Source organism: Pseudoalteromonas sp. AOP31-A2-14 (genome assembly GCF_052378035.1).
Classification (GTDB): domain Bacteria; phylum Pseudomonadota; class Gammaproteobacteria; order Enterobacterales; family Alteromonadaceae; genus Pseudoalteromonas.
The window spans coordinates 1,945,011-1,963,612 of the sequence record NZ_JBQSXI010000001.1 but is presented as its reverse complement, the minus strand read 5'-3'; the positions used below and the strand labels follow the sequence as shown (position 1 = coordinate 1,963,612).

Here is an 18,602-nt window from a genome sequence, read left to right as displayed (position 1 = left end):
TTTAAACCAAGAACTAATAGCCTGTGTCTAGATTAATTATAGTTATCTTTTTTTCTTTCGTGAGTTTCTCTTCTTTAGCAGTTGAAGTGACTGATCTTTACCAAGATATATTAAAGGTGGAAAATAAATCCCGTGATGCGCGTATTGCTGCAAGCCGCCAAGCGTTATTAAATGTGCTCGTTAAAGTCAGTGGTGATGCCCAAGCAGATAAAAGCTCATTAGCTAAGCAGCGTAGTAAAGATATTTCTAATTATATGCTCAAATTTGAGTACGACGAAAAGCCCGATGGACATTTAGATTTATTGGTTAAATTTGAAGCGAATAAAATTAATGCATTAGTTAAAGAACTAAACTTATCTCTATGGGGGAATCGTCGTCCACTTATTGTTATCTGGCTTGCCATTGAGGACAATTTACGTCGTGAACTCGTAACACAAGAAAGCCATCCGCAACTAGAAAGCTTAATATATGACAGAGCAAAACGACGAGGTTTGCCTGTTGTAGTCCCGTTACTTGATTTACAAGATAGATCGCTTGTAGGTATTCCCGAAATATGGGGAAACTTTTCTGAACCAGTACAACAGGCATCGAACCGGTATAGGGCTGAGCGAAGCATTACAGCGCGAATGTACCAGCAACCAAATAGTGACAATTGGCTACTAGATTGGCGTTTTACGAATGATGAACTATTTGGATCTAATCAAATAACTGGTGATAGACAGCAAATTGTTGCACAAATGATTGATAGTTTAGCTGCAGGTCTTGCTGCTGAATACGCTGTCGATCCAAATGCAGTTGGACAGCTTGCAGAGGCAACCTTTCAATTAAAAGGTACAAAGAGCTTTGTAGATATAGAGCTTGCTAAACGTCGCCTTGAAAGCTTGAGTGTGGTTACACAAGTCGTTATTAGTACTCGTACAGACGACCTTGTAGAATTTAGAGTAAACCACACCGGTAGCATTAATGACTTTAAAAAAGCCCTAGAGCTGGATAATGCATTTAGTGCTTTTGTTGACCCCCGTGCTTTTTATCAATTGACTAATAATGATGCTCTAGAATACTCATGGACTGGTGAGTAATGCAGGCTATAGAGCCAATGCAAATGGCATTGCCAGTAACATTGCCGGATGATGAGACTTTTAGTTCTTATTTTGGCGGCGAAAATTCGTTGGAAGTGAGCCACTTAAAAAATTCGTTTAAAAAGCTATCTAAGCAATTTCAGTATACTTACTTGTGTGGACTTGGCGATTCAGGTAAATCACATTTACTTTATGCAACCTGTATTCATGCCCAAGAGCATGGTTTATCTACAATGCTGTTATCGATGCGTGAAGTAGTTAGTTTTGGACCGATAGTGCTAGATGGCTTAGAAGCATTAGATGTGTTGTGTATAGATGATTTACATTTGATTGCTGGTAATGATGCATGGGAAAAAGCATTGTTTAACTTTTTTAATCGCTTTAATGAACCGGGTAAGTGTCTTGTTGTTACCGCTGATCTATTACCTAATATGTTAAACATTAGTTTACCGGATCTTGAGTCACGCTTGAAGTGGGGTACTACTTTACAAATTCGTTCAATGAGTGATGATGACAAAGCCGAGGCGTTAGTTAAGCGTGCCAATATGCGCGGACTAGAATTAACCGATGAATGCGCACGGTTTTTATTAACAAGGCTAAGTCGTGATATGCGCGCATTACTCGACGTTTTAGACAAATTAGATCATGCATCGATGGCTGCGCAACGAAAATTAACTATTCCTTTCATAAAATCAACGTTAAAGCTTTAGTAGGGCTGGAATCTATGCCTTGCTTTCAGTTATCATTAGCTATTACTTAAAAGCAATCACCTTCTGTGAAAGATCAGGTATCGAATGAACTTAGAAAATATTTTAGCGCAAGCACTTGAGGCGGTCGCCAGTGCCAACGAAATCGCGCAGCTTGAAGAGATTAGGGTTAATTATCTTGGTAAAAAAGGCGAGATCACCAGCTTATTAAAAACTCTTGGTAAAATTGCCCCTGAAGAACGCAAAGAAGCCGGGCAAGTAATAAACCAAGCCAAACAAGATGTACAAGCTGCGATAAACGAAAAACGCGAGTTACTTGCTGGTAAAGCACTTGAAGAAAAGTTAGCGGCAGAAACGATTGATGTAACACTTCCGGGTCGAGTTATGCCAACAGGTGGTTTACACCCAGTAACACGTACTATTGAGCGTATAGAAAGTTTTTTTGGTGAATTGGGTTTTGCAGTTAAAAATGGCCCTGAAGTTGAAGATGACTTTCATAACTTCGATGCTTTAAATATTCCCGAGCATCATCCAGCGCGTGCTGATCACGATACCTTTTACTTTAATCCAAAGTTAGTGCTACGCACCCAAACTAGTGGTGTACAAATTCGCACGATGGAAACCGAGCAGCCACCACTGCGTATTATCTCGCCTGGCCGTGTATATCGTAATGACTATGACCAAACCCATACTCCGATGTTTCATCAGGTGGAAGGGCTAATGGTGGATACTGATGTGAGCTTCACAGAGCTTAAAGGTATTTTGCATGACTTTTTACGTAATTTTTTCGAAGAAGATATGGAAATTCGTTTCCGCCCATCTTACTTTCCATTTACAGAGCCTTCAGCCGAAGTAGACGTAATGGGAAAAAATGGTAAATGGTTAGAAGTATTAGGCTGTGGCATGGTTCACCCGAATGTACTTAAATCTGTAGGTATTGATCCGGAAAAATACACTGGTTTTGCCTTTGGTATGGGGGTAGAGCGATTAACCATGTTGCGTTATGGCGTCAACGATTTACGTGCGTTTTTCGAAAACGACTTAAAATTCCTAAACCAGTTCCGTTAAGAGTGAAGATATAAAATGAAATTTAGTGAAAAGTGGTTAAGAGAGTGGGTTAATCCTGTAATTGATACACAGGCTCTTTCGGAACAGTTATCAATGGCCGGCCTTGAAGTTGACGCCATAGAACCGGCTGCAGCTGCGTTTAATGGCGTTGTTGTTGGTGAGGTGATCGAGTGTGGTCAGCACCCTGATGCAGATAAATTACGCGTAACTAAAATCAATGTCGGTGGCGATGAGTTACTTGATATTGTATGCGGTGCGCCAAATTGTCGCCAAGGTATCAAAGTAGCTGTTGCCACCGTCGGTGCGGTGTTACCGGGTGACTTTAAAATTAAAAAAGCCAAGCTTCGTGGCCAACCTTCACATGGCATGTTATGCGCGTTTGTTGAACTAGGTATAAGCGAGGAAGGCGATGGTATTATGGAGTTGCCACTTGATGCGCCAGTAGGCACAGATTTACGTGAATACTTAGACCTTGATGACAACATTATTGATGTTGATTTAACGCCTAACCGCGGTGATTGCTTAGGTATCAAAGGCATAGCACGTGAAGTAGGTGTACTTAATAGTATTGACGTTAAAACGCTTGAAATTCCAACAGTTACTCCTACAATCGACGACAAAATAGCTATTGAGTTGGTTAACGAACAGGCATGTCCTCGTTATCTAGGGCGTGTTATTAAAGGTATTAACCTTGGTGCTGAAACACCTCTTTGGATGGTTGAAAAGTTACGCCGTAGTGGTATACGTTCAATCGATCCGGTTGTTGATGTAACCAACTTTGTACTACTTGAACTTGGTCACCCAATGCATGCATTTGATTTAAATGCCATTGAAGGCGGCATTAAAGTACGTAGTGCAAACGTAGATGAAGAATTAGTCTTACTTGATGGCAATACAGCGAAACTTAATGAGTCAACACTGGTTATAGCTGATCATAATAAAGCCTTAGCTATTGCCGGTATTTTTGGTGGTGAGCAATCAGGTGTAACAGAGAACACATCAGATATTTTACTAGAAAGCGCATTCTTTAATCCTGTAGATATTGCAGGACAAGCCCGTAGCTACGGTTTACGCACTGATGCGTCGCATCGTTATGAGCGTGGCGTTGATTTTGCGTTGCAACACGATGCAATGGAGCGTGCAACTGCGTTGTTACTTGACATTGTAGGCGGCAAAGCAGGACCCGTGGTTGAAGCAGTCGCAAAAGATAAGCTACCTAAAGTAACTGAAGTTCGTCTTCGCCGTGCACGCCTAGACCGTGTTATTGGTCATCATATTGATGATGAGAAAGTAACCGATATCTTAACGCGTTTAGGTCTTGATGTTAAAATCGTCGATGGTGTATGGAGCGCCGATGTTCCTAGTTATCGTTTTGATATTCGTATTGAAGAAGACTTAATTGAGGAAGTGGCTCGCGTTTACGGTTATAACAGCATTCCAAATGTAGCACCGACCGCAAAACTTAAAATGACGACGCATAATGAAGCCAATATTGCCACGAGTAAATTTCGTAATACATTGGTAACTCGTGGTTATCAAGAGGCGATTACGTACAGCTTTGTTGATCCTAAAGCGCAAGCTATCTTGCATCCACAAAGTGATGCCTTAATACTACCGCATCCTATATCAAGTGATATGTCAGCAATGCGTATTAGCTTAATGCCAGGCTTATTAGCATCTCTCACATACAACCAAAACCGTCAGCAAGGTCGCATTCGTTTATTTGAGCATGGACTTAAATTCTTACGTGATGAAAACGCAGAAAATGGCGTGAATCAAGTAGCCGTAATTGGTGGTGTTATTACTGGTCTTGCCCATGGTGAACATTGGGTTGAAGACAAGCGCAGCGTCGATTTTTATGACTTAAAAGGTGATGTTGAAGCATTACTTGCAATTAGCAATGATATTTCACGTTTTGAAATCAAAGCAGATCAGTCTGATGGGCTTCACCCAGGTCAGTCAGCGGTTATTTATGTTGATGGAAAAAAGGTTGGTTTCTTTGGCGCTATTCATCCACAAGTGCAAAAATCGTTAGATATCAATAATGCAACCTTTGTGTTTGAAATTGAAATGTCAGCACTGGAAAAAAGAAAATTACCAGAGGCAGTCGGGGTTTCTAAGTTCCCTTCAAACCGCCGCGACATCGCTATTTTAGTGGAAAATCAGGTGAAATCTGGCGACATTTTATCAGTGATAGAAAAAGTTGGCGGAAATCAATTGGTTGACCTAAACTTATTCGATGTGTATAAGGGCAAAGGTATTGAGCCAAATTATAAGAGTTTGGCGATTGCTCTAACACTGCAAGCGGTTGATAGAACACTCGAAGAGAAAGATATCAATCAGGTAGTTGATAATGTGGTGGCCGCATTGGCCGAACAATTTAATGCATCGTTGAGGGACTAGATATGGCGCTTACTAAAGCCGACATAGCTGAACACCTATTTGAAAAACTCGGGATCAATAAAAAAGATTCCAAAGACTTAGTTGAAGCGTTTTTTGAAGAAATCCGCTCAGCGCTTGAGAAAGGGGAGCAAGTTAAGCTCTCTGGATTTGGTAACTTTGATCTTCGTGACAAAAAAGAAAGACCTGGGCGTAACCCGAAAACAGGAGAAGATATTCCTATTTCGGCAAGGCGTGTAGTGACCTTTCGACCAGGCCAAAAGCTTAAAACCCGTGTAGAAGTGGGGACAAGTAAATAAGCGCCTAAAGTAGGTATAATTAAATAAAAAGGGTAGCTATAAGCTGCCTTTTTCTTTACCTGTAAAAAGTAAAACTCGACTATTTTTAGGTTAACTCAAGTACATTTATTCAATCAGTCATTGTAGTTTTTTAAGTTTAAACAACCTAAATTCGGATAATAAGTGCAATTTCTCAGATTAGATGGCCAGCTGTTATAATTCGGCCATTTTCTCGCCAAAGGAAATTGCTTTAATGAAATATAAACAGCTGACACAAGAAGAAAGATACCAGATTTACGCGTTAATAAAAGCAGGAAATAACCAAAAGCAGATAGCTGAAGAACTAACTCGTTCACCGTCATCTATTTCTAGAGAGCTAAAACGCAATAAAGGACTTAAAGGCTATCGGCCTAACCAAGCCAATAACTTTGCTGAACAAAGACGTAAGTCATCTTTCAAAGCAAGTAAGTTAACAGAGGACGTCACTCACTGGATTAATAAATTGTTGCATGACGGACTTTCCCCTGAGCAAGTGGCAGGCCGCTTAGCTTTAGAGAAACAGGTCGTTTTACATCATGAAACAATTTATCAATATATTTACAGAGACAAGGCTCGTGGTGGCAAGCTACATAAGACACTCACTCGTGCATGTAAAAAGTATAAAAAACGCTATGGAAGCTATGATAAACGTGGACAGATAGTTAATCGAGTCAGCATTGATGAACGCCCAAGTATTGTGGATTCAAAGTCTAGGATTGGTGATTGGGAGGGCGATACAGTGATAGGTAAAGGGCGTAAAAATGCGCTTGTCACAATGGTTGAACGTAAAACGTTATATACAGTCGTTCACAGAATTGAAAGCAAGCATGCGAAAATAACAGCCGATGCGCTGATCACGTGTATGACACCATATAAAGGTAAGGTTATTACCGTGACGTTAGATAATGGAAAAGAGTTTGCTCACCATGAGCATGTTGCACAAAAATTAGAAGCTGATGTGTATTTCGCTCATCCCTATTCATCATGGGAGCGGGGCATAAATGAGAATACCAACGGCTTACTTAGACGCTTCTTCCCCAAGGGAACTGACTTTATGGCGCTAAGTGAAGCAGAGATACAGGCGGCAGTTGATAAGCTCAACCATCGGCCAAGAAAAACAAGAGGGTATAAAACCCCTCATGAATTATTTACGGGGCAATCAGAAGTTCTGGTGGCTGCATAATGATTGCACTTAATACTTGAATTCAAGCAATAAATTCCCCACTTTATTACATTCTTTTTCTACAACTAAATAAGTATAAACATATTTTAAACTCATGATTCGTCTTGTAACAGTGGAGAATTGACGCAGTTTAACTTAGAATACATTTGCCTTATGGCAGTGTTGCTCTCACAAGCCCAATACTGCATAAGTTATCCGTTCAAAATGTTAAATTAGGTAAATAATATGACCTCCTCTCACGAGTTAGAATATACAAATAGTTGGCAAGAGCGCCAAGATTACGCCGAAAGTATGCAACCTATTATTGGTCGCCTTTATCGTAATCGTGGTATTGAAATTGCCGTATATGGCCGCCCATTAGTTAATGCTAGCACCATCGATATCATCAAGTCTCATAAATCAGTTGCGCAGTTTGAAGGGACTAAACTACGTTTACGCGAAAGCTTTCCCTTTCTAGAAGTTATTAGCAAAATGGATTTAAATTCAGCACGTATCGATATTGGTAAGCTTGCCTATAACTACTTATTTAAAAATGTCGCAAATGGTCGCAGCGTTGAAGAATATATCAGCGAGGAATTAGCTGAAATTACTAATTCTGAACGTAAAGAGTCGCGTGATGTGGTGCTTTATGGCTTTGGTCGTATTGGCCGTTTATTGGCGCGTTTATTGATTGAAAAATCAGGCCCGTATGCTGATTTACGTTTACGCGCCATCGTAGTACGAGGCGGTAAAGAAGGTGATTTAGAAAAGCGCGCCAGCTTATTACGCCGCGATTCAATTCATGGCCCATTTAATGGTTCTATCACTATTGATAAAGAGCGTAATGCAATTAAAGCCAATGGTAGCTATATTCAAGTTATCTATGCTAACTCACCAAGTGAAGTTGATTACACCGCTTACGGTATCGAAAATGCACTTATTGTAGATAATACTGGTATCTGGAAAGATGAAGCAGGCCTTGGTCAGCATTTAGAATGTAAAGGCGCAGAAAAAGTATTATTAACCGCTCCAGCTAAAGGCGCGATTAAAAATATTGTTTATGGTGTAAATAATAGTGATATCTTACCTGCAGATAAAATTGTTTGTGCTGCTAGTTGTACCACTAACGCAATTACGCCAACATTAAAAGCGCTAAACGATAAGTTTGGTATTAATAACGGTCATGTTGAAACGGTGCACTCTTATACTAATGATCAAAACTTAATTGATAACTACCATAAAGCAGAACGTCGTGGCCGTGCTGCTGCACTTAATATGGTTATCACTGAAACGGGCGCTGCTAAAGCCGTATCTAAAGCCTTACCAGAACTTGAAGGTAAATTAACGGGTAACGCAATCCGTGTACCAACGCCCAATGTATCATTGGCTATTTTGAACTTAAACTTAGCAAAGAGTACCAGCGTTGAAGAGGTAAACTCATTTTTACGTGACACCGCATTACATTCAGATTTGCGTGACCAAATTGATTACACAGCTTCAACTGAGATCGTATCAACTGATTTAGTTGGCAGTCGTTATGCTGGTGTCGTTGATTCAAAAGCGACTATCGTAGATGAAAAGCGTGTTGTACTGTACGTTTGGTATGATAATGAGTTTGGTTACAGCTGCCAAGTAGTTCGTTGTATGCGCGATATGGCTGAAGTTTCATTCCCAAGCTTGCCGCGTTAATCGAAACGATTAATAACCTTTACAAAAGCCAGCAAAATAGCTGGCTTTTTTAGTGATGAATATTTTTTCAAAGTATATGCCATGTGGTAGGCTGTAAGGGTTTGCTACATTTCAGTAACAAGGTGAGCCTGATATAGGTTCATCGAATAAGTATAATTGCTGACTAACAAGCGATAGGTTAGCTATTAATTTTTAACCAATAGGTTTTATAAAATGAAAATCACCAGTAATTTTGATAGTGGTAATATCAAGGTCGTTGACGCGGCTGAGCCACTAAATATTCAACTTGAGATCAATAAAGATCATCAATCAGACTTTTTCCAGTGGTTTCACTTTCGATTAGAAACAACCCCTTTTCAAAACCACAAACTGCACATAAATAACCTTGAAAATTCAGCTTATCCAGATGGCTGGAAAGGCTACAATACGGTTGCTTCTTACGACCGTCAAACTTGGTTCCGTGTCCCATCCGAGTATGAAAATGGCACTTTGTCATTTGAAGTAGAACCGGAATGCGGCACCATGTATTTTGCATACTTTGCTCCTTATAGCTACGACCGTCACTTAGACTTAATTACCTGGGCGCAAAGCCAAGAAGCATGTAGCTTAGAAACACTAGGCGAAACATTAGATGGTCGTGATATGAGCGTATTACGTGTGGGTAGTGAAAGCGACCAAGGTAAAAAAGTAATTTGGGTAACTGCGCGTCAGCACCCTGGTGAAACAATGGCTGAGTGGTATGTTGAAGGGTTGCTTCATAAATTACTTGATGATGAAGATCCGCACGCTGCAGCACTATTATCGAAAGCTGTATTTTATATTGTGCCAAACATGAACCCAGATGGCAGTGCACGCGGTCATTTACGTACTAATGCGAAAGGCGTTAACTTAAACCGTGAATGGCAAACCCCAAGCATGGAAAACAGCCCAGAAGTATATTTAGTACTTAATAAAATGCGTGATACAGGGCTTGATATGCACCTAGACATTCATGGTGATGAAGCAATTCCTTATAACTTTGTGGCGGGTAGCGAAGGTATTCCAAGTTACGATGCACGTTTAAAAGAACTTGAAGATAGCTTTAAAGCAGCGCTACATATTGTAACGCCTGAGTTTCAAGACGAACATGGTTACCCACAGGATGAGCCAGGTAAAGCGAATTTAACAGTGGGTTCTTCAGCGGTTGCAGAAGAATTCAACGCACTAGCTTATACAGTAGAAATGCCGTTTAAAGATAATGATGACTTACCTGATCCAGATTATGGCTGGTCAGATCGTCGCTCATATCAATTTGGCCAAGATACTTTGGCTGCAATTGTAAATGTAGTTGATAAGTTACGCTAAAAAAAGTAGGGCATCATTTAATGATGCCCTTTTTAATACCTAATATAACCTAAATTCGGATAATAAGTGCAATTTCTCAGATTAGATGGCCAGCTGTTATAATTCGGCCATTTTCTCGCCAAAGGAAATTGCTTTAATGAAATATAAACAGCTGACACAAGAAGAAAGATACCAGATTTACGCGTTAATAAAAGCAGGAAATAACCAAAAGCAGATAGCTGAAGAACTAACTCGTTCACCGTCATCTATTTCTAGAGAGCTAAAACGCAATAAAGGACTTAAAGGCTATCGGCCTAACCAAGCCAATAACTTTGCTGAACAAAGACGTAAGTCATCTTTCAAAGCAAGTAAGTTAACAGAGGACGTCACTCACTGGATTAATAAATTGTTGCATGACGGACTTTCCCCTGAGCAAGTGGCAGGCCGCTTAGCTTTAGAGAAACAGGTCGTTTTACATCATGAAACAATTTATCAATATATTTACAGAGACAAGGCTCGTGGTGGCAAGCTACATAAGACACTCACTCGTGCATGTAAAAAGTATAAAAAACGCTATGGAAGCTATGATAAACGTGGACAGATAGTTAATCGAGTCAGCATTGATGAACGCCCAAGTATTGTGGATTCAAAGTCTAGGATTGGTGATTGGGAGGGCGATACAGTGATAGGTAAAGGGCGTAAAAATGCGCTTGTCACAATGGTTGAACGTAAAACGTTATATACAGTCGTTCACAGAATTGAAAGCAAGCATGCGAAAATAACAGCCGATGCGCTGATCACGTGTATGACACCATATAAAGGTAAGGTTATTACCGTGACGTTAGATAATGGAAAAGAGTTTGCTCACCATGAGCATGTTGCACAAAAATTAGAAGCTGATGTGTATTTCGCTCATCCCTATTCATCATGGGAGCGGGGCATAAATGAGAATACCAACGGCTTACTTAGACGCTTCTTCCCCAAGGGAACTGACTTTATGGCGCTAAGTGAAGCAGAGATACAGGCGGCAGTTGATAAGCTCAACCATCGGCCAAGAAAAACAAGAGGGTATAAAACCCCTCATGAATTATTTACGGGGCAATCAGAAGTTCTGGTGGCTGCATAATGATTGCACTTAATACTTGAATTCAAGTAAAAACAAATATAGTAATTTATAAATAATAACAAGAGGATCACAAAGTGGATGTATTTGGACAGTTTTTAGATAGCCTTGATGGTATGTTAGGGGGTGCAGTATGGTTCCCATACGTGTTACTAGGCGTGGGTTTGTTTTTTACGGTTTACTTAAAGTTTCCACAAATTCGATATTTTAAACACGCCTGTAAAATTGTTACGGGTAAGTTTGATAAAAAAGATACCGAAGGTGACACTACACACTTTCAGGCTCTTGCAACTGCGCTTTCAGGTACTGTTGGTACTGGTAATATCGGTGGCGTAGCACTTGCTATTTCTATTGGTGGCCCAGCTGCGTTATTCTGGATGTGGATGACCGCCTTTTTTGGTATGACGACCAAATTTGTTGAAGTTACCTTGTCACATAAGTACCGTGAAAAAACCGAAGATGGCACTATGGCAGGTGGTCCCATGTATTACATGGATAAGCGTCTGAACATGAAGTGGCTGGCTGTGTTATTTGCTATAGCCACGGTGATCAGTTCATTTGGCACCGGCAGCTTGCCACAAATTAATAATATCTCCCAAGGCATGCAAGCCACCTTTGGTTTTGCACCGATGGCGACAGGTGCTGTGTTATCTGTATTATTGGCGCTGGTTATTCTTGGTGGTATTAAACGTATTGCTGCTATTACCTCTCGCGTGGTGCCGTTAATGGCAGCGATTTATATTATTGGTGCATTGGCGGTTATTTTTTATAACTTTGAAAACATTGGTCCTTCGTTTGCTTCTGTATTTACTGATGCCTTTACGGGGTCAGCTGCGGCAGGTGGTTTCTTAGGGGCGTCTTTTGCTTATGCGTTTAACAGAGGTGTAAATCGGGGCTTATTCTCAAACGAAGCCGGTCAAGGTTCTGCACCTATTGCTCATGCATCAGCAAAGGCTGATGAACCCGTATCTGAAGGTATGGTGTCTATTTTAGAACCTTTCATCGATACCATTGTAATTTGTACGCTTACCGGTTTAGTTATTTTGTCATCAGGGGTGTGGAACGAAAAGTTTGAAACCCATTTTGAACGCTCTTCAATGAGTATTATTAAAGGCAGTTATTCAGAAGCGAATGAAGAAAATCGCGAGCAGCTTTATAACTACCTTAATGGTAAAGACAGCACCATTGAGCTTTATAACGGTAACATCGAAGTTGAAAATGGTATTGCTACTAATAGTGACTTTACTGTACTTCACTCTCGTTCAATTGGTGAAGATATTCGCTTTGGTATTACTGACAAACATAAATACTCTGGGACAGTTGAAGTGGTTAAGGGATTACCTACCGATGAAAGCATTAGTTTAATTGGTAAGTCGCTCGTACATTCCGCGGAGCTAACAACGTATGCATTTACGCGCGGCTACTTTGGTGATAGCGGTAAATATATAGTTTCTATAGGTTTATTATTATTTGCGTTTTCTACAGCAATTGCCTGGTCTTATTACGGCGATCGCGCGATGATTTATCTACTAGGTCATCGTTCAGTTATGCCATATAGAGTCTTTTATGTTGCGGGCTTCTTTTGGGCATCATTTGCAGACACCACGCTAGTTTGGAAGCTTGCGGCGGTGGCTATTGTAGTTATGACTTTACCTAACTTATTTGGCATTATGCTACTAAGAAAAGAAATGAGACAGTCAATAGATGAGTACTGGGTCAAATTCAAAAAAGACAACGACAAATAAAACAAGTACAATAAAAGGCGCCGCAAGGCGCCTTTTTTATGCGTAGACATTTATGCGAAGTATGGAGATAGATATGGCGATTGTTCGTTGTCCTAGTTGTGATAAGTCAATATCAGATAAACACCAGCAGTGCCCTCACTGTGAGAGTAATGTAGCGGAGCTTAATGAAGAGCAGCGTCAGCAATTAGCTCGTGAAAAGAAGATCGAAAAACAACAAAAATTTATGAATCATTCATTTTTTGCGCTTTTTATTTTTTTAGGTGGATTCTTTTGTTTGTATTTCTTGCATCCAGAGCCAGAAACCTTATCTTGGTATGCCTGCACCGCTGCAATTGGCGTTGGTTGTATATGGTACTTAATAAATCGCGTTATCTTAGTGACTTTAAAAAAGAAAAAATGACATGAATATCGACAATCTTGTAAATACAATTACCCCCGAATTATTTGAGCGCCTTCAGTACGGCGCGGCGACAGGGAAGTGGCCTGACGGAACAGTGTTAAGCGATACACAAAAAGAGCAAACAGTGCAGTTAGTGATGCTTTACCAAGCTAAAAAAGCCAAAACAAACGAGCAGTTTACTATTGGCGAAAATGGTGAAATGGTGCAAAAGAGCAAAGCACAACTGCAAAAAGAATTTTCCGCTGATAATGAAATAGCAAGGTTTAGTGAACATGATCTTTAAACACCTCTTTACTCCAAAATGGAAGCACCCTAAGCAGCAAGTGCGTTTAGACGCCATCGAAAATCTTGATGTTGAACGTGATGCGATCATTTTAAATACGCTTGCTATTGACGACAGCTCCGCTGAAATCCGTAAAAAAGCACTCAATAAAGTTAATGATTTAGTGCTTTGGTGGCAAGCCTATAAGCAAGATCAAAGTTTAAAAGATTTAGCTGAGCAACATATTTCAAATGCGCTCTTAAGTAATGAAAGCAAACTATCAAGTGATATTAAAAATGAGTATATTGAGCGCTTTGCTCCTGCTAAAACACTTGAAAAACTCGCCTTTGCTGAAAAAGAGCTTCAGGTTAGAGTTAAACTTTTAAAACGCTTATCTAATCCGAAGTTAATTGAAAAAGCCTTTAAAGAAGGTAATGTTGAGTTGCAACAACAGCTTGTTGAATTGGTAATAAACCAGCAACTTGCTAAAAATTTAGTAAAGCATGCCCAAGGTGAAGCGAAAGTAGCATTGGAAACGCATTTAGATAACCAGCGGTTAGCGCTGGAAATGCCTATAAAAGTACAAAATGAAACACGGGTTATCCTGGCTAAGTTAAATGCTCTGCGTGATAAACAAGAATATACCCTGGTTAATGAGCAAAATAATGAGCTGGTTGCGAAGTGGCAAGCACTCGAGCTTAAATGGCTAAGTAACGAGCAGGTGAAAACCTTGGATAAAAAGTACCAAGATCTCACTAAAAAATTAAACGTGCACATAGCGCGACTAAGCGAAATGCATCAACAAGCGCAAGCTTTACTTTTACAAAAACAGCGGGAACTATTAGCGCTTGCGAACCTTGAAGCACTTAGTGAAGAGATTGAAAATGCTCTACAACTTGGTCTAGAAGGGCCAGAACAAATTCAGCAAGATTGGTTAGAAGCAAAAGTAACACAAGCGAAGACTGCGATAGCCGAGAGTGAATTAACTTCAAGTGCTGAAAAGTCGCAGACAATTAAAAAATTAAATGAATTATTTCAACGAGTAACGGAGTTACCGAAACTTAGCCAAGCGATCAGCGATTATAAAATGGCTTTTGCAACACTGGGTGAAATCAGCCACGAGGTTGATATTACAACCTATGATGCGATTACCGACGAATATGAAGCGGCGTATAAGGCAGCAAACTCACCTTTAAAACAACTGCCAGCAAGTTTACAGAAACCTTTTAAAGCCCAGCTTAAAGCGCATAACAAACAGTGGCAAAGTGACATTGCACCACTGACTACAAAACTAACCAAAAATCAACAACAAGCAAATCGTAAAGCCCGCGATGTAAAACGATTAATAGAGCAGGGTCGTTTTAATGTGGCGTTTGGTGTGTTTAAAGGCTTTACTGAGCTTTATGAAAGTTTAACCACAAACTTTCAGTACAGCTTAGATAAAATAAAAACCGACTTAGAAGAGCAGCTAGCCGATGCGCGCGATTGGCAAAAGTATGCATCGGCACCTAAGCGTGACGAATTACTTAATGAAGTTAACGTACTGCTGAAAGAGCCATGTAGCGACCCTAAAATGCGTGCAGATGAAGTTAAAACACTTCGCCGTCGCTGGAATGAATTAGGTCGTTTAGATACTGAGCAAGAGCAGCTACAAGGTAAAGAGTTCGATGAAAAAATAGAATTACTATTTGCCCCCTGCAGAGAGTACTTTGCACAGCTTGAACAGCAGCGCGAAGTTACCAAAACAAAACGACAAGCTATTATTGAACAAATGCAGTTATTAGCTAATACAGATACGGCTAGTAGCGACATTGATTGGAAAGAATTTGAGAGCCAATACAATCGTATTAATAAAGCGTGGCGCAGTGCTGGTAATGTTGAACCAAAAGTATACAAGGCTATGCAAAGCCAGTATAAAATTCATCAGCAAGCTGTATTTAATGAGCTAAGTGCATTTCATAAGGCTAATGCCGCTGCAAAAAGTGAGTTGATAGCACAAGCCGAACAATTTTCACAAAGTGATGAGTTAGCCAGTGCTTGTCAGCAATTAAAGGTACTACAGCAGCAATGGCAAACAATTGGTTTTGCGGGTGTGAAAGCTGAAAATAGTCTTTGGCAAAAGTTTCGTCAGTTTAATGATGCTACTTTCGCAAAGCGTAGTGAAGAGTTTGCAGAGCAAAAGCAACAACAAGTTGCAGATGATGCGGTTGTTGTCGCACAACTTGTAGAGCTTGAAGAGGCACTTGATGCTGTCAATCAAAAAGCACAACTACTCGATTTACGCACTAAAGTAATTACGCTTAAGAGTAGTAAGGCACTTACAAAGCGCGTTCAGCAATTACTTTTAAATATTGACGATAAGTTAGCACTAATCACAGAAAAAGCAGCACAGGCCGATTTTACTGCGTTGTTTAGTGCATTAGCACAAGGCAAAGCAATACCAGTTCAGTGGCAAGGTAACACTGAAACAGTACTCAGCCTCGAGCAATTGTTAGTTAGAATGGAAATTTTAGCGAACGTAACAAGCCCTGAAGGCGCTGCACGTATGGCTGAGCAAGTGGCTATGCTGGATGATAAACATCGTGGTGAACATGCTGATTTAAATTACTACTTAAAGCAAGTATTAGCACTCAGCCAAGGTTCAGTTGATACTGGCACACTAACTCGTTTAAAAGCGGTATTTGATATTGTATAAAATACAATAAGTACACGATTGAAAGCCGCCATTCATCACTTGGCGGCTTTTTTAAAAGGAAAAACAATGAAGTATATTTTATTAATCGGATGTTTATTTTTAACCGCCTGTAACACGACTAATGGTGTATCGGTTTATTCATTTACCAATAGTGAAATTGAATCAGTACTGACTGAGCAGTTGCCAAAACTAAGTGAAGAAATAAGGCTAATGGGGTTACCTGTACAGTTTGATGTTAATGACCTAAGCGTCAACGTGGGCCCAGATAATCGTGATGTTGTAGTGCTAGGTGCCGATTCAAGCGCAGTCATTAATGCTTTAGCACTGGAGTACCCAGTGCGTTTAAAGTTACAAATTGAAGGCTCGCCATTTTACGATAGTGAGAAAAATGCGGTGTTTTTACGTAACGTTAAACTACTTGATTCGAGTGTTGATACAGGTGGCTTTAAGGGGAACTTAGGGGTTTTAAACGATGAAGCCTTACAAATTATTAATGGTTTTTTAGCGGTGAACCCGGTTTATAAACTTAATACAGATGATCCTAAAATCGCCTTACTAAGTAAGCTACCTCTTGATATGAAAATTCAAGAGGGGGTTATTAAGTTAGTACCAAAGATATAGGTTTAGATTTTCCCAGTATATAAGTCGAAGCTCCCTTAAAATAATGGAGAGTAATATAGATTTTCTCTTATTGAATATAAGAGAAAATTATATATACACTGCCGCACTAATCAAAGCAAGTAGCAAGGAAGCGAAACTGTAAGAGCTACTTTGTGTAATAGTAAAAATAAATCTTATAAAAACAAATTAAAACACACTGAAAGGGCTATATATTTAATGATTAAAATGATAGATATTTTGTATTATGATAATCAAGTATATATGTAGAAATACATCTTAAGTGTGAGCTACTTCAAAAAGTTTCTATATTTTCAAGCGCTAACAACATGCGTTATATATCAAAAATAAATGTTTCATCAACCTTGAATTCAAGTATTAAGTGCAATCATTATGCAGCCACCAGAACTTCTGATTGCCCCGTAAATAATTCATGAGGGGTTTTATACCCTCTTGTTTTTCTTGGCCGATGGTTGAGCTTATCAACTGCCGCCTGTATCTCTGCTTCACTTAGCGCCATAAAGTCAGTTCCCTTGGGGAAGAAGCGTCTAAGTAAGCCGTTGGTATTCTCATTTATGCCCCGCTCCCATGATGAATAGGGATGAGCGAAATACACATCAGCTTCTAATTTTTGTGCAACATGCTCATGGTGAGCAAACTCTTTTCCATTATCTAACGTCACGGTAATAACCTTACCTTTATATGGTGTCATACACGTGATCAGCGCATCGGCTGTTATTTTCGCATGCTTGCTTTCAATTCTGTGAACGACTGTATATAACGTTTTACGTTCAACCATTGTGACAAGCGCATTTTTACGCCCTTTACCTATCACTGTATCGCCCTCCCAATCACCAATCCTAGACTTTGAATCCACAATACTTGGGCGTTCATCAATGCTGACTCGATTAACTATCTGTCCACGTTTATCATAGCTTCCATAGCGTTTTTTATACTTTTTACATGCACGAGTGAGTGTCTTATGTAGCTTGCCACCACGAGCCTTGTCTCTGTAAATATATTGATAAATTGTTTCATGATGTAAAACGACCTGTTTCTCTAAAGCTAAGCGGCCTGCCACTTGCTCAGGGGAAAGTCCGTCATGCAACAATTTATTAATCCAGTGAGTGACGTCCTCTGTTAACTTACTTGCTTTGAAAGATGACTTACGTCTTTGTTCAGCAAAGTTATTGGCTTGGTTAGGCCGATAGCCTTTAAGTCCTTTATTGCGTTTTAGCTCTCTAGAAATAGATGACGGTGAACGAGTTAGTTCTTCAGCTATCTGCTTTTGGTTATTTCCTGCTTTTATTAACGCGTAAATCTGGTATCTTTCTTCTTGTGTCAGCTGTTTATATTTCATTAAAGCAATTTCCTTTGGCGAGAAAATGGCCGAATTATAACAGCTGGCCATCTAATCTGAGAAATTGCACTTATTATCCGAATTTAGGAACTATTAAGCCTAGACTGCACTCTAGTAATATAGATACCTTTCATAAATCAGTATAAATTTAAAGTTATTGCCACATTAAGAAAAATAATTTTTAATTAAATTAGATAAAATCTTATGATGAATTAATTTAGCTCAGATATTTATTTAATTACTATATATCGTTATATCGTTGAAAAAAATACAAATTTTTAAATGTGCAGATGTAAACTATTTTAATTAACAATCCCTACATAACTCTTACCTGTTGGATTCAAAGTTATTACAACTAATAGATTGACTCATTAAGTTAACATTATTTCGCAGAAAATAAGTGAATTTTATTGTATCTTTTTGCTTGAACTATTTTTTTTGTACTGCTAGTCTACTTTGCGAAATGGAATAGCATCGTACTACATAGTGTTTATAAGCACTTTAAGTGATTTTAACTTATGTGTGAGATGCGCATATAACTACCCTTATCAAAAAGCCAAACTTGGTGCGAGCCAAGGACGGAAAGCCACGGGTCTCCTAAAGGAAGTTCTATCAGGATGATAGCCGGGTTGCTGAACATTACTATTAATTAAT

15 protein-coding genes and 1 riboswitch are annotated in these 18,602 nt (G+C 39.5%); of the genes, 14 read left to right on the top strand and 1 reads right to left on the bottom strand.

What is annotated here, in order from left to right; genetic code table 11:
• The first annotated feature begins 23 nt into the window (after positions 1–23).
• The 14 genes from ACT3S9_RS09010 to ACT3S9_RS08945 all read left to right on the top strand — a co-directional run bounded on the left by ACT3S9_RS09010 (position 24) and on the right by ACT3S9_RS08945 (position 16,591).
• Positions 24–1,079, top strand: a complete 1,056-nt coding sequence (locus ACT3S9_RS09010; protein ID WP_441835414.1) for a DUF2066 domain-containing protein — start codon at positions 24–26, stop codon at positions 1,077–1,079.
• Positions 1,079–1,789 carry a DnaA inactivator Hda gene (gene hda, locus ACT3S9_RS09005; RefSeq protein ID WP_441835413.1) on the top strand — a complete coding sequence of 237 codons (711 nt, stop codon included), beginning with the start codon at positions 1,079–1,081 and terminating at the stop codon, positions 1,787–1,789. Before ACT3S9_RS09010 ends, hda begins: the two co-directional genes overlap by 1 nt.
• An 84-nt stretch (positions 1,790–1,873) precedes the next feature.
• Positions 1,874–2,854 carry a phenylalanine--tRNA ligase subunit alpha gene (gene pheS / locus ACT3S9_RS09000; protein WP_441835412.1) on the top strand — a complete coding sequence of 327 codons (981 nt, stop codon included), beginning with the start codon at positions 1,874–1,876 and terminating at the stop codon, positions 2,852–2,854.
• A gap of 15 nt (positions 2,855–2,869) precedes the next feature.
• Complete coding sequence (gene pheT, locus ACT3S9_RS08995; RefSeq protein WP_441835411.1) at positions 2,870–5,257, top strand: phenylalanine--tRNA ligase subunit beta; 2,388 nt, start codon at positions 2,870–2,872, stop codon at positions 5,255–5,257.
• A 2-nt stretch (positions 5,258–5,259) separates the two neighbouring features.
• A complete protein-coding gene (gene ihfA, locus ACT3S9_RS08990; RefSeq protein WP_441835410.1) occupies positions 5,260–5,553 on the top strand; it encodes an integration host factor subunit alpha in 294 nt (97 codons plus the stop codon).
• A 232-nt stretch (positions 5,554–5,785) separates the two neighbouring features.
• On the top strand, positions 5,786–6,754 hold the full coding sequence (locus ACT3S9_RS08985) for an IS30 family transposase (RefSeq protein WP_086959932.1): 969 nt from the start codon (positions 5,786–5,788) through the stop codon (positions 6,752–6,754).
• Positions 6,755–6,979: 225 nt separating this feature from the next.
• Positions 6,980–8,422, top strand: a complete 1,443-nt coding sequence (locus ACT3S9_RS08980; protein ID WP_441835409.1) for a glyceraldehyde-3-phosphate dehydrogenase — start codon at positions 6,980–6,982, stop codon at positions 8,420–8,422.
• 213 nt (positions 8,423–8,635) lie between these two features.
• On the top strand, positions 8,636–9,766 hold the full coding sequence (locus ACT3S9_RS08975) for a M14 family metallopeptidase (protein ID WP_441835408.1): 1,131 nt from the start codon (positions 8,636–8,638) through the stop codon (positions 9,764–9,766).
• Between the two features lie 136 nt (positions 9,767–9,902).
• Entirely contained in the window at positions 9,903–10,871 is a 969-nt protein-coding gene (locus ACT3S9_RS08970; protein WP_086959932.1) for an IS30 family transposase, read from the top strand.
• A gap of 74 nt (positions 10,872–10,945) precedes the next feature.
• On the top strand, positions 10,946–12,613 hold the full coding sequence (locus ACT3S9_RS08965) for an alanine/glycine:cation symporter family protein (protein WP_441835407.1): 1,668 nt from the start codon (positions 10,946–10,948) through the stop codon (positions 12,611–12,613).
• Between the two features lie 73 nt (positions 12,614–12,686).
• Positions 12,687–13,013, top strand: coding sequence for a hypothetical protein (locus tag ACT3S9_RS08960; protein WP_441835406.1), 327 nt, complete (start codon positions 12,687–12,689; stop codon positions 13,011–13,013).
• Position 13,014: 1 nt separating this feature from the next.
• The gene (locus tag ACT3S9_RS08955) at positions 13,015–13,296 is read left to right on the top strand and encodes a YeaC family protein (protein ID WP_441835405.1); all 282 of its coding nucleotides are present in this window, start codon (positions 13,015–13,017) and stop codon (positions 13,294–13,296) included.
• Positions 13,286–15,970 carry a DUF349 domain-containing protein gene (locus ACT3S9_RS08950; protein ID WP_441835404.1) on the top strand — a complete coding sequence of 895 codons (2,685 nt, stop codon included), beginning with the start codon at positions 13,286–13,288 and terminating at the stop codon, positions 15,968–15,970. Before ACT3S9_RS08955 ends, ACT3S9_RS08950 begins: the two co-directional genes overlap by 11 nt.
• A 66-nt stretch (positions 15,971–16,036) precedes the next feature.
• Positions 16,037–16,591 carry a DUF1439 domain-containing protein gene (locus ACT3S9_RS08945; RefSeq protein WP_441835403.1) on the top strand — a complete coding sequence of 185 codons (555 nt, stop codon included), beginning with the start codon at positions 16,037–16,039 and terminating at the stop codon, positions 16,589–16,591.
• A 388-nt stretch (positions 16,592–16,979) separates the two neighbouring features.
• Here the strand turns inward: ACT3S9_RS08945 and ACT3S9_RS08940 are convergent, their stop codons facing one another.
• A complete protein-coding gene (locus tag ACT3S9_RS08940) occupies positions 16,980–17,948 on the bottom strand; it encodes an IS30 family transposase (RefSeq protein ID WP_086959932.1) in 969 nt (322 codons plus the stop codon).
• A gap of 545 nt (positions 17,949–18,493) precedes the next feature.
• Positions 18,494–18,585: riboswitch (cyclic di-GMP riboswitch) on the top strand.
• Positions 18,586–18,602 lie beyond the last annotated feature (17 nt).